Source organism: Streptomyces ardesiacus, assembly GCF_003112575.1.
Taxonomy (GTDB): domain Bacteria; phylum Actinomycetota; class Actinomycetes; order Streptomycetales; family Streptomycetaceae; genus Streptomyces; species Streptomyces ardesiacus.
Genome location: NZ_BEWC01000007.1, coordinates 103794 through 119021, shown reverse-complemented (window position 1 = coordinate 119021; position 15228 = coordinate 103794). Strand labels below are relative to the sequence as shown.

The 15228-nt window shown below is 72.0% G+C and carries 16 protein-coding genes; 5 read left to right on the top strand and 11 right to left on the bottom strand.

What is annotated here, in order from left to right; translation table 11 throughout:
* Positions 1–3: 3 nt before the first annotated feature.
* On the bottom strand, positions 4–510 hold the full coding sequence (locus Sdi02f_RS22620; protein ID WP_053662097.1) for a GNAT family N-acetyltransferase: 507 nt from the start codon (positions 508–510) through the stop codon (positions 4–6).
* A 163-nt stretch (positions 511–673) separates the two neighbouring features.
* Between Sdi02f_RS22620 and Sdi02f_RS22615 the strand changes: the two genes are divergently transcribed.
* Positions 674–1336 carry a hypothetical protein gene (locus Sdi02f_RS22615; protein ID WP_030399702.1) on the top strand — a complete coding sequence of 221 codons (663 nt, stop codon included), beginning with the start codon at positions 674–676 and terminating at the stop codon, positions 1334–1336.
* 4 nt (positions 1337–1340) lie between these two features.
* Positions 1341–1907, top strand: a complete 567-nt coding sequence (locus Sdi02f_RS22610) for a hypothetical protein (RefSeq protein WP_108933920.1) — start codon at positions 1341–1343, stop codon at positions 1905–1907.
* Between the two features lie 10 nt (positions 1908–1917).
* Here Sdi02f_RS22610 and Sdi02f_RS22605 read toward each other — a convergent pair whose 3' ends face one another.
* Positions 1918–2325 carry a DnaJ family domain-containing protein gene (locus tag Sdi02f_RS22605; RefSeq protein WP_030399700.1) on the bottom strand — a complete coding sequence of 136 codons (408 nt, stop codon included), beginning with the start codon at positions 2323–2325 and terminating at the stop codon, positions 1918–1920.
* An 81-nt stretch (positions 2326–2406) separates the two neighbouring features.
* Between Sdi02f_RS22605 and Sdi02f_RS22600 the strand changes: the two genes are divergently transcribed.
* Complete coding sequence (locus Sdi02f_RS22600; protein WP_030399699.1) at positions 2407–2799, top strand: FHA domain-containing protein; 393 nt, start codon at positions 2407–2409, stop codon at positions 2797–2799.
* A gap of 34 nt (positions 2800–2833) precedes the next feature.
* Here Sdi02f_RS22600 and Sdi02f_RS22595 read toward each other — a convergent pair whose 3' ends face one another.
* Both Sdi02f_RS22595 and proP read right to left on the bottom strand, forming a co-directional pair.
* Positions 2834–3505 carry an O-methyltransferase gene (locus Sdi02f_RS22595; protein WP_108934049.1) on the bottom strand — a complete coding sequence of 224 codons (672 nt, stop codon included), beginning with the start codon at positions 3503–3505 and terminating at the stop codon, positions 2834–2836.
* A gap of 116 nt (positions 3506–3621) precedes the next feature.
* Entirely contained in the window at positions 3622–5028 is a 1407-nt protein-coding gene (gene proP, locus Sdi02f_RS22590) for a glycine betaine/L-proline transporter ProP (RefSeq protein ID WP_030399697.1), read from the bottom strand.
* 423 nt (positions 5029–5451) lie between these two features.
* Here proP and Sdi02f_RS22585 point away from each other — a divergent pair, with 423 nt between their 5' ends.
* Positions 5452–7635, top strand: coding sequence for a bifunctional glycosyltransferase 87/phosphatase PAP2 family protein (locus Sdi02f_RS22585; protein WP_030399696.1), 2184 nt, complete (start codon positions 5452–5454; stop codon positions 7633–7635).
* On the opposite strand, the gene Sdi02f_RS22580 is transcribed toward Sdi02f_RS22585, so the two are convergent.
* From Sdi02f_RS22580 to Sdi02f_RS22555, 6 genes are all read right to left on the bottom strand, one after another.
* On the bottom strand, positions 7589–9244 hold the full coding sequence (locus tag Sdi02f_RS22580) for a DUF8823 domain-containing protein (protein WP_031081482.1): 1656 nt from the start codon (positions 9242–9244) through the stop codon (positions 7589–7591). The genes Sdi02f_RS22585 and Sdi02f_RS22580 overlap by 47 nt on opposite strands.
* A 124-nt stretch (positions 9245–9368) precedes the next feature.
* Positions 9369–10058, bottom strand: coding sequence for a hypothetical protein (locus Sdi02f_RS22575; protein WP_108933919.1), 690 nt, complete (start codon positions 10056–10058; stop codon positions 9369–9371).
* Entirely contained in the window at positions 10055–10501 is a 447-nt protein-coding gene (locus Sdi02f_RS22570) for a hypothetical protein (RefSeq protein ID WP_053638996.1), read from the bottom strand. Before Sdi02f_RS22570 ends, Sdi02f_RS22575 begins: the two co-directional genes overlap by 4 nt.
* A 14-nt stretch (positions 10502–10515) precedes the next feature.
* Positions 10516–12744: a glycoside hydrolase domain-containing protein gene (locus tag Sdi02f_RS22565; protein ID WP_108933918.1), complete on the bottom strand. Its 2229-nt coding sequence runs from the start codon at positions 12742–12744 to the stop codon at positions 10516–10518.
* A gap of 217 nt (positions 12745–12961) precedes the next feature.
* Positions 12962–13222 carry a DUF397 domain-containing protein gene (locus tag Sdi02f_RS22560; RefSeq protein WP_107049478.1) on the bottom strand — a complete coding sequence of 87 codons (261 nt, stop codon included), beginning with the start codon at positions 13220–13222 and terminating at the stop codon, positions 12962–12964.
* On the bottom strand, positions 13197–14045 hold the full coding sequence (locus tag Sdi02f_RS22555) for a helix-turn-helix domain-containing protein (RefSeq protein WP_108933917.1): 849 nt from the start codon (positions 14043–14045) through the stop codon (positions 13197–13199). The genes Sdi02f_RS22560 and Sdi02f_RS22555 overlap by 26 nt, the downstream gene beginning before the upstream one ends.
* Positions 14046–14138: 93 nt before the next feature.
* Here Sdi02f_RS22555 and Sdi02f_RS22550 point away from each other — a divergent pair, with 93 nt between their 5' ends.
* Positions 14139–14573, top strand: coding sequence for an ATP-binding protein (locus Sdi02f_RS22550; protein ID WP_108933916.1), 435 nt, complete (start codon positions 14139–14141; stop codon positions 14571–14573).
* Here Sdi02f_RS22550 and Sdi02f_RS22545 read toward each other — a convergent pair.
* Positions 14570–15160, bottom strand: a complete 591-nt coding sequence (locus tag Sdi02f_RS22545) for a cysteine hydrolase family protein (protein ID WP_108933915.1) — start codon at positions 15158–15160, stop codon at positions 14570–14572. The two genes, Sdi02f_RS22550 and Sdi02f_RS22545, sit on opposite strands and share 4 nt — an antisense overlap.
* Positions 15161–15228: the final 68 nt, after the last annotated feature.

Below are 15228 nucleotides of genomic sequence, written 5' to 3'. Positions count from 1 at the left end.
CCCTCAGGAGCCGCCGTCGAGGCGCAGCGGCTTGGCGAACCAGTGCTCGGCGTACGGGCGCTCGTTGTGCGCCTCGGTCTCGGTGTAGCCCAGACGCGCGTACAGGGTCCGGGCCTCGACGAGGTCGGCCCTGGTGTCCAGGACCATGCGCTCGGCCCCCAGCGCCCGCGCGGCGTCCTCGGCGGCCCGTACGAGCAGTGCGGCCCCGCCCCGGCCGCGCATCCCGGCGTACAGGAAGACCCGGGTCAGCTCGGCGGTGGTGCCGTCCAGCAGCCGTACGCCCGAACTGCCGGCCGCTTCACCGGCGTAGCGCGCGACCAGCAGCCGTCCCCGGGGCGGCGCGAGGTCGGCCCCGGACTGCGCGGCGATCTCCCGCTCCAGCTCGGCGGGGTCGGTGGGGTGTCCCTCGTAGAGCTGGTACCAGCGGTCGCTCACCTCCGTGTAGTACGCGCGCCACAGGGCTGCGGCGACGGGGGAGTCGTACGGTTCCGGGTCGACGGTCCAGGTCATGACGGGCATGGTCGGCGGGCGGGCCCGCGCGGGGCAAGCGGATTTTCCCACCGGTGCGCGGTGGGCGCACGCCGAGCGCTGTTTGAGCGCGGACTCGGGGGCAACACGAACCGCGAACCGGCCCGTTCGGAGGGCCGGCAGGCCGAGAACCCGGAAGGCACTCATGTCCACAGGCGTGATCATCGCTTTGATCGTGGTCGTGGCGGTCGTGCTCGTCGCCGCGGCCGTCCTTGCCCTGCGCGCGCGGGGCCCCCGGCACGGCGGAAGCCTGAAGCGGCGCTTCGGGCCCGAGTACGACCTGGCCGTGGCACGGCACGACGGCGACACCAAGGCCGCCGAGCGCGAGCTGGCCGAACGGGTGCGGCGGCACGGGTCGTTGCGCACCCGGCCCCTGGAGCCCGCCGAGCGCGAGCGCTTCGTGGCGCGCTGGACCGCGGCCCAGGAGCGCTTCGTCGACTCCCCGCGCGAGGCGGTCGCCGAGGCGGACCGGCTGCTCGCGGAACTCGCCGGTGCGCGGGGCTTCCCGGACGGCGGGCAGTACGAGGAGCAGCTCACGGCGCTGTCCGTGCACCACGCCCACCACGTCGAGGGCTACCGCCGCGTGCACCGCGCCACGCACGCGGGCGTGGACGGCGACGGTGCCGGTACGGAGGAGCTGCGCGCGTCCATGGTCGAGGCCCGTGCGCTGTTCGAGGCGCTGACCCGGCCGGGCCGCCACGACGGCGGCGGCGCCGGGCGCCGCACCGGTACGGAGGGAGCACCGGCGGCGACGGCCCGTCCGTCCCACACGTGGTCCCTCGCCAAGCGCAGCCCGAAGGAGAGCTGACCCCATGTCCGAAGCAACGACAGGCACCCCCGGCGCCGATCCCGAAACCGGCAGGCGCCACGCCCGCCACGGCGCCGGCGCCGGTCCCGGTGACGGCGTCGAGCCCGTCGGCCGCGGCGTCAACGCCGGGTCCGGCGACGGCGTTGGTTCCGGGGCCCCCGGCGGTCTTGGCGCCACCGCCGGTTCCGGCGACCCTGCCGAGCCCGGCACCTCGACCGGCGACCCCGTCGTGCCCCCTGCCGCCGGCGGAAGCGCCCCGGCGTCCGCCCCGGCGGTGACGGACGACGCGGCCACACCCCTGTCGGACCGGCCGCTTCTCCCGCCCGGTGAGGCCGGGCGGCTCGGTGAGGGGCTGCGCCAGGCGGTGGCCGGGTTCGTCGACGCGCCGCGTGCTTCCGTGGAGGAGGCCGACCGGGTTCTGGAGGAACTCGGCGCCCGCCTCACGGAGGCCTTGGCGCACCGCCGGCGGTCCCTGCTCGGGTCCTGGCAGGAGGCCGGCACGGACACCGAGCAACTCCGCCTGGCCCTGCGGGACTACCGCGAGCTGGCGGACCGGCTGATGCGCCTGTGAACGACGGGCGTCACCGCTCCGCCCGGCCCTCCCGCCACTGCCGTACGACCTCTTCGACGTCGTAGGGCTTCAGACCCAGCGGGGGGCCGGGCGGCGGCTTGAACATGACCTCGCGGATCTTGGCGTTGATCTCCTCGACGATGCGCCGGACCACCCGCTCCGAGGGGGCCTTCGCCGCCGCCTCCAGGGCGTCCTCCGCCTCCTTGCGCAGGGCCAGCGTGGGCGGCAGCACGGAGACGCCCTCGCGGGCCATCTTCCGCTTGACCCACCACAGTTCGTCGTAGGTGCTGTCCATCTCGCCCGGCAGGGGCTTGCCCGCGCCGGGCAGCTCGGCGAACTCACCGCGTGCGTCCGCGTCCCGAATCTGTTTGTCGACCCAGGATTCGAAGTCGACGCCAGGTGGCTTTCGCTCGGTCATGACCCCATTGTGCCGGACACCACACGACCGGTCGATCTATCATGCGGCGGCGACGAACCGACGGACCTCGAAGGAGCGCACGTGCTCGAACTCACCATGGCCGCCGTCACCGCGGCGGACGCGGGTGCCACGGCCGGCATGCAGATGGCCGACGCGCCCAGCGAGCCCGACGCGGTGCTGCGCGTGGGCAGGGACAGGTCCGTGTGCCGGCTGTCGACGCCGGACGACTGGCTGTTCGTCTCCCGCGTCCACCTGGAGTTCCGCTGCGGAGCCGACGGCACCTGGCAGCTGAGCTGGCTGCGCGGCTCCCAGCCGGACCCCTCCAGCGAGGTCCGGCTGACCATCGGCGAACACCTGCAGTCCCTGCCCTACGGCGGCACCGTGCCGCTGCCCAGGGGCGGCAGCGGCGAGGTCGTGGTCCAGGACCGTGCCGAGCCGCGCAGCGTCAACGTCGGCTTCTACCACGAGGCGTAGCCCCCGCTCCGTCCCGCGAGCGGAGACCGGGCGTTCAGGCCAGCACGCGGGCCAGCGCGAAGCCGTCGTAGCCCTTGGCGCCGACCGTCTGGAGCGCGGTGCCGCTGAGGCGGGGGTGGCTGCCGATCAGTTCGAGGGCGGCGCGGGTGCCGCGCACGTCGTCGGAGGTCGCGCCGGCGTCGGCCACCCGGCCGCCGCGGACCACGTTGTCGACGACGATCAGGCTGCCGGTGCTGGTGAGCCTCAGCGCCCACTCGAGGTAGCGCGCGTTGTTGACCTTGTCCGCGTCGATGAAGACCAGGTCGAAGGGCGGCGGGTTCTCGTCGGCGAGCTGGGGCAGCGACTCCAGGGCCGGGCCCACCCGCACGTCGACGAGGGCCTCGAGCCCGGCGCGGGCGATGTTGCGGGTGGCGACCTCCGCGTGCCGGGCGCTGTACTCCAGGGTGACCAGGCGGCCGTCGGAGGGCAGGGCGCGGGCCAGCCAGATGGTGCTGTAGCCGCCCAGGGTGCCGATCTCCAGGACGGTGCGGGCGCCCTGGACCTGGGCGAGGAGCTGGAGGAACTTGCCCTGGGTGGCGGTGACGCTCACCGGGGGCAGCCCCGCGGCGTCGCTCTCCCTGCGGGCGGCCGCCAGGGCGTCGTCCTCCGGTGCGAGGTGTGCGGTGAAGTAGGCGTCGACGTCGTCCCAGAGCTGCGACTCGCTCATGCCGGTGTGCACCCCGTGTCTCTCCGGTCCTACTTAGCCGTTCTAAGTAGGTGCGCCAACGATCACTGACGAACGCTGACGAATATAGACACGGGGCGCGGGCGCCGCAGACGATTTCAGGAGGGTGTTCCGGCTCCGGCCTCCACCGCGGGCGCCGAGCCCGGCAGCGGCCGGCCGGCGGACTCCGTCATGAACCACACCGCCACGCCGCCGACCACGGCCGCGGCCATCATGTAGTACGCGGGCATCATCATGTTGCCCGTCGCCCCGATCAGCGCCGTCACCACCAGCGGCGTCGTCCCGCCGAACAGGGACACCGAGACGTTGAAGCCGATCGACAGCGAGCCGTAGCGCACCCGCGTCGGGAACAGCGCCGGCAGCGCCGACGGCATCGACGCGGTGAAGCAGACCAGCAGCAGGCCCAGCGCACCCATGCCCAGGGCGATCGCGAGCAGGCCGCCCTGGCGGATCAGCAGCAGCGCCGGGACGGACAGCAGCAGGAACCCCGCACAGCCCGCCGCGATCACCGGCCGCCGCCCGACCCGGTCGGTCAGCGCGCCCGCGAACGGCTGGACGACCATCATCAGCGCCATCACGCCCAGCACCACGAGCAGCCCGTGCGTCTCGTCGTACTTCAGCTCGCTGGTCAGGTAGCTCGGCATGTACGACAGCAGCATGTAGTCGGTGACGTTGAAGACCAGCACCAGACCGACGCAGAGCAGCAGCGTCCGCCACTGCCCGGCGACCATCTCCCTCAGCGGCACCTTCGGGCGGTTCGTCTCCGCCTTCTCCAGCTCCGCCGCGAACGCCGGGGTCTCCTCCAGGCGCATCCGCAGGTACAGGCCGACGATGCCCATCGGGCCCGCGATCAGGAACGGGATGCGCCAGCCCCAGGACGTCAGGTCGCCGTCCGACAGCAGCGCCGTCATCAGGGTCACCAGGCCGGCGCCGCCGATGTACCCGGCGAGCGTGCCGAACTCCAGCCAGCTCCCGAGGAACCCGCGTCGCCGGTCCGGCGCGTACTCGGCGATGAAGGTGGACGCGCCCGCGTACTCGCCGCCGGTCGAGAACCCCTGCACCAGCCGTGCCGCCAGCAGCAGCACCGGCGCCCAGACGCCGATCGTCGCGTACGACGGGATCAGGCCGATGGCGAACGTGCCCGCCGCCATCAGGATCATCGTCAGGGCGAGCACCTTCTGCCGCCCCACCCGGTCCCCGAGCGGGCCGAAGACCATGCCGCCCAGCGGCCGCACCAGGAACGCCGCCGCGAAGGCGCCGAAGGTGGAGAGCAACTGCGCGGTCGGGTTGCCCGACGGGAAGAAGACCTTGCCCAGCGTCACGGCGATGTAGCTGTAGACGCCGAAGTCGAACCACTCCATCGCGTTGCCCAGCGCCGCCGCCTTGACGGCACGCCGGACCAGCGCGGGATCGGTGGCGGTGGCGGCGGTGGACGCGCCGGAGGCGCGCGGGACGGAGGCGGAGGTCGTACGGGACCGGGGAACGGCGACGGGGACGGCCGACAAAACTACGCTCGCCTGCTTTCGACGGGGACAGGGACGGGGGCGCGGGATGCGCCACGACCCGTACGGCGGCACTGTCGCCGGGCCGGAAGAGGCCCGCGGCACTCGGCCACGGGCAGAAAAGCGACCATAGGCGCTGATGCGCCGTTTACGCCCGGTATGCTTTTCGTTGCACTGTGCACCAAAATGGCGTACACGCAGGGGACATGCGCGCGCCGCGCACCGTTCCCCGGCCCGCGCGCTGTGATCCTTCTCGCTTGCCGGACCGAAAAGCGGGCGGCTGTCAGGCAGAGCGGGGGCCGCCCGCGTCTTCCCCCGGGGGCGGTGCGAGCCTCATAGGGTTCGCAGGGACGACACACCGCGTGCACCAGCGGGGCACGTACGGTACGTACGGACGGTACGAGCGGGGCGGGAGGCCGACGAGGCGTGGCGAATGCGGAGCACAGTGGGCGACCGGCGGATTCCTTCGGAGCCCCGGCCGCCGACGTGACCAGAGCACGATGGCGCGTCGCACGTCTCGGTCTGTGGCTGATCGCCGCCGTCCTGGCCGTACGACAGGTGGCCGCGGTCCTCGGCACCCCGCGCGGAGAACGCCTCACCGACCTGGAGACCTGGGTCGGCGAGCACGGCGTCCTGCACGTGGAGGGGTCGCTCTACGACTCCACGCAGTTCACCGGCACCCCGTTCGTCGGCCTCGTCCTCAAACCCTTCACCCGCGCCGCCGAGCAGGCCCTCGGCTGGGGGTGGACCTTCGGCTCGCTGCTGCTGGTCGTCGCCCTCGGCCTGGTCGCCGCCCGCGCCCTGCCCCAGCCCGTCGGACGCCGTACGTCGCTGCTGGCGGCGCCGGTCGCCATCAGCCTGCTGATGCTCTCGCTGCCGGTGCGCAACGCGTTCTGGCTCGGGCAGACCAGCATCATCCCGGTCCTCCTGGTCCTGCTCGGCTGCTTCGCCGTGCGCGGGGCCCAGGGCGACCGCGTGGGCGGCGTGCTGATCGGCGTCGCCGCCGCCTTCCAGCCGACCGTGCTCCTCTTCGTCCCCCTGCTGTGGTTCACCGACCGCAGACGGGCCGCCGTGTCGACGGGCGTCACGTTCGCCGCGTGCACCGCGATCGCCTGGGCGGCGATGGCCCAGGACTCGTACACGTACTGGGTGCACCACATGGCCGGCGTCGGCCTGGGCGGCGCCGCCGACGACCTCGCCAACCAGTCGCTGCACGGCGTCCTGCTCCGCCTCGGCGTGACCGGCCCCCTGGAGATCGCCCTCTTCCTGCTGCTCGGCGCCGCCGTCGCCGTCCTGGCCCTGCGCCGCGCCGTGCGCTACGCCCGCGACGGCCAGCTGCTGCTCGCCGTCGCCGTCACCGGCTGTGCGGCCGTGGTCGTCTCCCCGGCCACCTGGCAGCACCAGCTGCTGTGGCTCCTGCCCGCGGTCGTCGGCCGGGTCGGCAAGCGGGCCTCCGACCGGTACGTGTGGCCGGTCGCCGTCGTCCTGGTGATGACGCTGCCCGCGAAGATGATGCTGCCGGACATGGAGGCGCTGTACCCGCTGCGGGACAACGTCGTGCTGCTCGCCGCGCTGGCAGCCGCCGTCGCCGTGCCCTTCCTGCCGCGCACGTCGCCGTACTACGACAGCCCGGTGCCGACCGCCTACGCGCCGCCGGTGCCCGCCCGTTTCCAGCACGTCCCGCTGCTGCCCTTCCTGCGCCGGGTCCTGACCCGCCCCAACCTCCTCCTGGAGCTGCTCCTCATCCGGGTCACCTACGCCGCCTACTCGCAGGTCCGCCTCGCGGCGACCGGCGGCAGCAACTCGGCGGGCCGGGCGCGCGCCGAGGAGCACGGGTGGCAGATCCTCGACATCGAGCGCTTCCTGCACCTCGACATCGAGCACACGATCAACCACGCGGTGGTCGGGATCGGCTGGCTGCGGGACTTCTTCGACTTCTACTACACGTCGTTCCACTTCGTCGTCCCGCTGACCGTCCTCGGCGTCCTGTACTGGCGCCGCCCGGTCGACTACCGCTGGGCCCGCGCCTCCCTGGGCTTCGCCACGCTGCTGGCCCTGGTCGGCTTCTGGCTCTACCCGCTGGCCCCGCCGCGGCTGATGCCGGGGCTCGGGATCATCGACACGGTGCACGGCGTGCAGGACTTCTCCAAGCCGGACTACGGCACGCTGACCCACCTCACCAACCAGTACGCGGCGATGCCGTCGCTGCACTTCGGGTGGTCGCTGTGGTGCGGGGTGGCGATCGCGGTCATCGCGCCGAGGGTGTGGATGAAGGCGCTGGGCCTGCTGCACCCGCTGTTCACCGTCTCCGCGATCGTGGCGACCGGCAACCACTGGGTGCTGGACGCGGTGGGAGGCGCGGCGGTGGTCGCGGCGGGCTTCGGGCTGGCGTACGCGTTCCAGGGGCCGCGGGCGAGGACCCTCACGGCGGTGCCGGCGGCCCGGACGGCGGCGGAACCGGGGGCGGTGGCGAAGGGGGGCGTGGTGGCCGAGGAACCAGCGGCGGCCAAGGAACCCCTGGCGGCCGGGGAGCCCGTGGCGGCCGGGGATCCCGCGTCCGGAGTCAGCAGCGACCCCCCGTCCCCGGCGAAGGACCGTAGCGCGAGCTGAGCCGGTACTCGCCCGGAGCGTCCACCGTCAGCCGGGTGAACTCGCCCTCCCGCGCGAGGCATCCGCCGTCGCTGCGCAGCCACGGCGACCAGGCGATCCGCACGGTCACCGCGCCGGGCCGCTCCACCCGCAGCACCAGCTCGGCGGGGCCGGTGGACACGACGGTGCCGGGCGCGGAGACGAGCGGTACGGCCTCCCGCACCCGGTAGACCTGCCAGTGCGCGTCCCGCCAGACGGGCTCCAGCCACTCGGGCCGCAGCTCCGGGTCCCGGACCAGGTCCGCCTCGGCCCACGCCGGGCCGTCCGGCCTGCCGAGCGGCGCGACGACGAAGCCCACCGCCCACCGGTCCAGCCACTGCCGGTAGGCGGCCGCGGAGAAGGTGCCGTCGTAGAAGAGGCGCCCGCGTTCCACGTCGAGCTGCCGGTTCCAGCCGCGGGCCATGTTGACGTGCGGGGCGAGGAGGGTGGCCTCGCGGTGGTTGCGGGCGGGCACCACCTCCACCCGCGTCCGGTCGGCGCCGAGCCCCTTCAGCGCGTTGACGACACCGTCCGTCTCGGCGGCCCAGGCGGGCACGACCGTGGACACCTTCAGGTCGTCGACGGTCTTCTTCCCCACCCACCCGGACGAGTAGACGACCGCCACGGCCAGCAGGCCCGACACCAGCCGCCGGGACCGGGCCGCGGTGAGCCCGGGAGGGGCCGAGAGCAGCGCGGCCAGCAGCACGGCGGGCGCGAACAGCTCCGCGAACCGCTCGACGTTCGTGCCGACCGGCGAGGCGATCAGGTACGTCAGCACGGTCCCGAGCGCGTAGACGGCCCCGCTCCACCGGGCCACCCGCCAGGTGCGCGGGGCCAGCACGGTGACGGCGAGGCCGAGTACGACCGGCGGCCAGATGCGGTCGGCCGGCATGGGCTGCTCCCCGGTGAAGGGGAAGAACAGCGTCGTCAGCCCGACGACGGCGGCCGGGGGTATGAGCAGCACGAGGGCGCGTCCCCAGTCCCGTACGAGCAGGAACCCGGCCCCGACCACGGCGAGGAACAGCCCGGCCACCGGGGAGGCCAGGGTGGCGAGCGCCGCGTACCCGCCCGCGAGCCACAGCCGCCGCTCGCGCACCAGCGGCACGCAGGCGGCCAGCGCGAACGCGACGCCGAGCGCGAAGGTGGTCCGGCCCGAGGCGACGTCGCACCAGAGCGCGAGGGAGGCGAGCAGCGCGGGCCACACGGGACGGCGCACCCCGCCCCGCACCATCAGCACGGCGGCGAGCCAGGAGGCGGCGAGGCCGGAGACGACCGTGACGGTGCGCACGCCGAGCGCCGCCATCAAGTACGGGGATATGACGCTGTAGTTGGCGGTGTGCATCCCGCCGTACCAGAACAGCCCGTAGGCCGAACCCCCGTGCCGTGACGCGAAGTCCGCCCACGCCTGCTGCGCGGCCAGGTCACCGCCGCCCGTGGCGAGGAAAGCCCACCACACCGCGTACAGCGGGACGGTGGGCAGCGTCGCGAGCAGCGGCACGCGGTACCGACGCCCGAAGGCGCGCAGCGCGTCGCCCGGACGTCCGGACCGAAACGGTGCGGACCGGGGGACGGTGAGTTCGGCAGGGGCCACGGGGCGGGGTTTCCGTTCGGCGTCGTCGGGGTGCCCGGTGTGGACACACGTGCGAAGACGATAGTTCGAACAGAAACGTTGACCCGGGCCGGGTCGCGATCCGGCCCGGGCCCGTCCGCCCGGCTCAGACGGTGCCGGAACCGGCCCCCTTGCCGGGGGTCCAGTCCCACTCCACGATCTTCTCGGCCAGCTTCGGCAGCCTGTCGTCACCGGGCTCGACGTCGATGTGGAACAGCGCCTCGTCCGGGTGCTTGTCGTCGCCGCCCCAGCGGACCACTCCGTCGCACTCCGCGAGGATGTCCCGGATCGCCGTCAACTGCTGCGGGAAGAAGCCGCCCCGCACTCCCGACGGGTAGGAACCCGGCCGGATCAGGACCGCCGTACCGGACGCCAGGTTCGACTCGGCCATGCCCTTGCGGACCGTCGAGGGGTGGCGCCAGCCGGTCACGTCGCCGCGGCGCAGTTGGTCGACCTCGTAGTGGAAGCGGCGGATCAGATGGACCAGCACGGTTTCGACGTCGCCCATGCGTACCTGGACGCCGTCGACCGGAAGGCCCGGTACGGGTCTGGTGTAGATGTGGCCGTGGTGGTCCGCGGTCTTCTCCATCTCCCATCCGTTGAGGGACGGGACACCGCTCAGGACGCGCTTGTTGCGCTCCTGCGCCCTGCGCACCGACTCGCGGAGCTTGTCGGGCTCCGGGCCTGCCGGCTGCGCGAGGGCGGGGGAGGACAGCATCTGGGAGCCGACGACGGTCCCGGCGGCCAGGAAGGCGGCACGGCGCAGGACGTGGCGGCGGGACAGGGGGGTGGTCACGTGTGGGTGCCCTTCTTGTGGTGTGCGATGACGAGCCAGGTCAGGACGAGCGCGCAGATTCCGAGCAGCAGGGTCGCCGGGTTGAGGTAGGACGGGACGACCGCCTCGGTCACCCGGCCGTCACCGGTGCGGCAGCCGAAGTGCAGCGGGACGAAGGTCGGTTCGTAGCCGGTGACCCTGCCGTCGACGGCCTTCGCACAGGCCTCCGCCTGGGCGTGGTCGTCGAAGAAGAACAGGTGGAGCAGCCCCCAGGTGTACATGCCGACCGCCGCGTCCCAGGCCAGTACGGCCGCCGGACCGAGGAGGGTCGTGCCCCTCCGGCGGGCCCGCACCAGGCCGGTGACCGCGCGGACCGTGAGCCACACCACGGCGACGAGACCGGCCAGCAGCAACAGCAGCAGGACGGCACCCTCGTGCTCGGCGTAGGGCTGGTCGCCTGACATGTGCCGTGCTCCTGTCAGAGGTTGCGGGAGATGGAGTTGTACTTCTCCATCACGTAGTAGAGCCCCATTCTCTTCTTGGCCTCCTCGTAGGCGACGTCGCCGGGGCCCTGGTAGCGGCGCAGGACCTCGTAGATCTCCTGGTCCGTGTAGCCCAGGGTGGGCTGGCGCAGGGCCGGTGAGTCGTCGTCGCCGCCGGGCTTGCCGTCGATGTCCCAGCGGTGGATCAGCGCGACGCTGGTGAGGGCGTACGTCTCGCTGTCGTACGCCTGCTTCCACGCGTTGTACTTGTCCTCGTCCACCGACACGTCCCGGCGCGGCTGACCCGACCCGTACCCCTTGTCGAGCGCGTGGTTCCAGGCGCCGATGAGAGTGACGGCGCGCTGCTTGGCGATGCCGGTGGAGGTGTCCCGGATGTACTGCCGGGTCGTGTTGAAGGCCAGGATGACCGCGGCCCAGGCCGCCTCGTCGTCCGGGGCGATGTGCCGCATCTCCCAGTAGGCGGTGGTCTGGATCAGCGCCTTGCGCATGTTGTGCCGGTTCGACAGCTCCGTGATCAGGTCGTCGTGCGCGGTGACGGTGCGCTCGAAGCACTTCCAGTGCTGGTACGACCGCAGTCCCCCGTCGAGGGGGAAGCCGAGCGACTCCATGTACTTGCCGACGTCGGTCTCCATGGCCGTCGTGACGTCGGGGCTGAGACGGGTGTCGGGCTTGACGCCGCGGGGCGGGTCGAAGGACCCCTGGCCGCTGTCCCGTCCGGAGGCGATGTTGACGTCGATGTTGATGGAGCCGCTGCCGGAGCCGACGGTCTTGGTGACGATCTGGTCGTAGGCCCAGTTGGTGGGCAGCGGGTAACCGAAGTTCCCGGAGAACCCGGAGGACATGTCGGACACGAACGACGCCGAGGCGTGCCCGGCGTCGGACACGCGCGTGCACACGTTGCGCGGGCCGTAGACACCGACCGTGTACCGGTTGCCGTCGTCGCGCATCGCGTCCTCGATGCCCTTGAAGTGCGGCAGGACGTTGTCGGTGACCTCGTAGTCGTACGCGTCGAAGTCGACGGCGAAGAAGATCCTGGTCCCGGACCTGAACCCGTGGTCGAGAGCGGCGTTGATCGCGGCCTGCCCCGCGGCGCGTCCCAGCGGATAGCTGAAGTCGCTCGCACCCCGGCCGAAGGTCTGGTAGATGGGGAAGCAGCGCATGCCCTCGTCGGCGATGGTCTGCAGCTCCCCGGACTGGATCTCCTTCTCGGGCACCGCGCCGCCGCCCGGGACCGGGTTGGTGAGGTAGCGCCCCACGATCGTGATCCCCTCCGCCTTGAGGGCCTTGGCCCGGTCGGGGGTGATCCGGGTGACGCCGTCACAGGCGGCGCCCTTGCGGTCCTGGTCGCCGTACGACACCAGCAGCGACGCCCAGGTGGAGAAGTCGCCCTGCCCCGTCACCGGGAGCTTGGCGAACGACTGGAAGGAGCGGACGGCGTCGGCGAGCGCCGAGGTGAAGGTGCCGCCGAACGACACCGGCCGCGCGTTGAGCAGCATGCCCGCGGTGAAGAGCTGCACCCAGGTGCCGGACGACCCCACCGACAGCGTGTGCGCCTTGATCCCGGACTTGGTGCCCGGCCCGAAGTTGCCGTTGGCCACGCCGTCGGCCATGCCGATCGTGTACTGCACCGCGTAGAGCATGGCCGTGGCGACGGTCCGGGAGTGGTGTCCGTCGCAGGGCACGATGTAGAAGTCCCGGCGGTTGACGAACTCGCCGTTCATCCACTGCTGGACGGCCCTGATCTGCTCGGAGCCGCCGTTGACGGTGACGTACGGGTCCATGTTCAGCAGGCCCTTGAAGACCTTCGGGACCACGTCGCTGCCGGGGTAGGCGAAGTCGACCCCCATGTCCGACTTCAGCGACAGCACCGAGTTCTGGACCCGCTCGCTGTACGTCCCGTCGATGCCGCCGCCGTCGTACCCCTTGCAGTACAGGCCGGCCTGCACGATCCGGACGATGTTCCCGGGGGCGCCCGAGGCGTGGATGTTCGGGTACTTCGACTGGAGCGCGGAGAGCGTCGTGGGGCCGAAGTTGTCCGACAGGCCGGAGATGCCCAGCTCGTACTGGAGCGCCCTGGTCAGGGCGTACATCACGGTCCAGCTCGTCCGGCCGTTCTCGTCGAGCCTCGATATGCCCAGTTTGGCGCCGTTGTCATACGTGGTGTTGATGAACTGCTGCGCTGCGCGCACCATCTCGTCAGCCATGGGCCGGCTTCCTCTCGGTCGGAGGGCGCCGCCACCCGAGCCCGAGTGAGGCCGCGCTCGACCGGCGCGGGTCGGGCAGAGGTGGTGCGTGCCCGCCGCGGTCGTGTGTCAGGGGATGACCTGTTGCGAGTGCCTAAGGCGCACACACTTTAGGCACACGAAGATCACAAGTCCCAGGGTTCGGCTCATGGTTGGCGCAATTGCGTACGCCGTCGCGTCACTTGTGGGTGGTGCGGGCCCAGCCGACGAAGGTGGTGAAGGCGGCGGGGGCGAGGGTGAGGACCGGGCCCGCCGGGGTTTTGGAGTCGCGGACGGCGACGGTGGTGGGCAGTTCGCCCACTTCGACGCAGTTGCCGCCCTGGTCGCCGCTGTACGACGACTTGCGCCAGGCAAGCAGACCGAGAGGCGCGCACTCCACGCATTCGCCGCCCTGGTCGCTGCTGTAGCTGGACTTACGCCACTGGACAGTCGTCGGCATTGCCCTGCTCGCCATAGCGTTCCTCCATTACCCGGCGGATCAGTGCCGCCGAGTCCTTGAGGGAGAGCGCGGCGGCTCGAAGATGATCGTAACGGAGCGAACAGTCCTTGACGCTCTCCGGGTTGGCGGTCGGATGACCGCTGCCGTACCTATCCGTGTAGAGGATGGCCGGGTCGCTCGCGAACCGGAAGATACTGAATGAGCCTGTGAGTCCCGGGTGTGCTCCCGTCGAGAACGGGAGGACCTGAACGTTGATCCGGGGGTTGTCCTCGAAGGACAACAGGTGGGCCAGTTGGCCGCGCATCGTTTCTCGGCCGCCGATCTCCTGGAGCAACGCGGCCTCGCTGACGATCGACCAGAAGACCGGTGGCGTCTGTTTCTCGAAGATGCGCTGGCGGGCGAGCCGCACGGCTGTGCGGTCGTCGAGATCGGTCGGGTCGAACGTGCCCAGCACGGCCCTGACGTAGGCGTCGGTCTGGAGCAGGCCGTGGACCATGTGCGTTTGGAACGCGCAGATCTCGACCGCACGTGTCTCCAACTCCGCGATCTGTTGGAACCAGGCCGGAAGCTGGGCGCGCATCACCAGCGTGACCAGCCGGGACAGCAACCCGCCCGTCCCCAGCGCCGCGTCGACCCGTTCGCTGAACTCCGGCGTCGGCAGTTTCCGGGCCGTCTCGATCTGGCCCACCAGTGAGCCGGTGTAGTTGACGATGTCGCCGAGCTGCCGTTGGGTCAGCCCGGCGGCCTCCCGGTGGCGGCGCAGCTCGAAACCGTAGTAGTCGAGCGGCGAGGCGCCCGGGTCAAGGACGTTGATGTGGGTCACGCACAGCCCCCTTCGCGCACAACTCGGTCCACTGGGGCACCGGTTGTATCCGTTCGGTAGCCCACGGTAGTCGTCCGACGTCAGGCTCGTGCCGTGAACGAATACTTTCCCTCGGTCCTCGTGGGCCACCCCCTGGCGGACCAGTACCGGATGAGCTTCACCGCCGGCGCGCACTCGGCGCGGCACGTCCGCCGCATCGTCCGCTCGTACCTGCGCGAGTGGGATCTCGCCGAGCTGGCCGAAGCGGTGGAACTCGGCGTGACCGAGCTGCTGGCCAACGTCGTACGCCATGTCCCGGACCGCCGCTGCACGGTGCTGTTGCGGCGACAGGCGGACGGGGTCCGCGTGGAGGTGGCCGACGGGAGCCCCCGGCAGCCCGTGCCTTCCGTGTGGGTGAGCGACGACGCGGAGGGCGGCCGGGGGCTGGTGCTGCTGGAGGCGGTGGCCGACACGTGGGGTGTGGGTCCGGGGCCCGGGGGCGGCAAGACCGTGTGGTTCGAGTGCGGGGCCGGCCGCGCACCGGCCTAGGTCAGGGACTCCTGTGTCGGAACGACGACCCCGTACATGTCGGCGACGGTGGCGAGGGCGCCGTAGTGCACCTGGCGGGCGTCGAGTTCGGTGTCCGCGGCCGGCAGGGCGCGGGTGGCGCAGGCGTCGGCGACGACCGTGGGGCGGTTGCCGCGCAGGAAGGCGCCCTGGGCGGTGAAGGCCACGCACATGTGCGTCATGAAGCCGATGACGACGAGGTCCTTGTGGCCGGCCGCGTCGACGTGCTCGCCGAGGTCGGTGCCGTAGAAGGAGTCCGGCGCCTTCTTGGTGACGACGGGCTCGCCTTCGGCCGGCGCGACGCTGGGGTGGATCTGCCCGATCTCGGCCCCGAGGTCGTACGGGGAGCCCTCGCCGCCGTCGTGGACGACGTGGACGACCTTGGCGCCCTCCCGGCGGGCGCGGGCCAGCAGCCGGGCGCCCGCGTCGAGCGCGGCCTGCCAGCCGTCGAGTTCCATCACGCCGGTCGTGTAGGTGTTCTGGTAGTCGACGAGGACCAGCGTGGAGTCGGCGAGCCTGGCGGGGGTGTCGTCGAGTCCGCTGAGGCGGCGCAGGGTGGTTCTGGGCATGGGAACTCCCTTGGATCCGGGGGTGGGTGGCAGCCGTTGGCCTGCTCCTACGACGCTAGGGCCGCCCG

Coding starts and splice junctions, on each gene's coding strand:
- Sdi02f_RS22545 (WP_108933915.1), bottom strand. CDS start 15,160: ATGCCCAGAACCACCCTGCGCCGCCTCAGCGGACTCGACGACACCCCC.
- Sdi02f_RS22560 (WP_107049478.1), bottom strand. CDS start 13,222: ATGCCGACGACTGTCCAGTGGCGTAAGTCCAGCTACAGCAGCGACCAG.
- Sdi02f_RS22620 (WP_053662097.1), bottom strand. CDS start 510: ATGACCTGGACCGTCGACCCGGAACCGTACGACTCCCCCGTCGCCGCA.
- Sdi02f_RS22565 (WP_108933918.1), bottom strand. CDS start 12,744: ATGGCTGACGAGATGGTGCGCGCAGCGCAGCAGTTCATCAACACCACG.
- Sdi02f_RS22570 (WP_053638996.1), bottom strand. CDS start 10,501: ATGTCAGGCGACCAGCCCTACGCCGAGCACGAGGGTGCCGTCCTGCTG.
- Sdi02f_RS22595 (WP_108934049.1), bottom strand. CDS start 3,505: ATGAGCGAGTCGCAGCTCTGGGACGACGTCGACGCCTACTTCACCGCA.
- Sdi02f_RS22605 (WP_030399700.1), bottom strand. CDS start 2,325: ATGACCGAGCGAAAGCCACCTGGCGTCGACTTCGAATCCTGGGTCGAC.
- Sdi02f_RS22615 (WP_030399702.1), top strand. CDS start 674: ATGTCCACAGGCGTGATCATCGCTTTGATCGTGGTCGTGGCGGTCGTG.
- Sdi02f_RS22610 (WP_108933920.1), top strand. CDS start 1,341: ATGTCCGAAGCAACGACAGGCACCCCCGGCGCCGATCCCGAAACCGGC.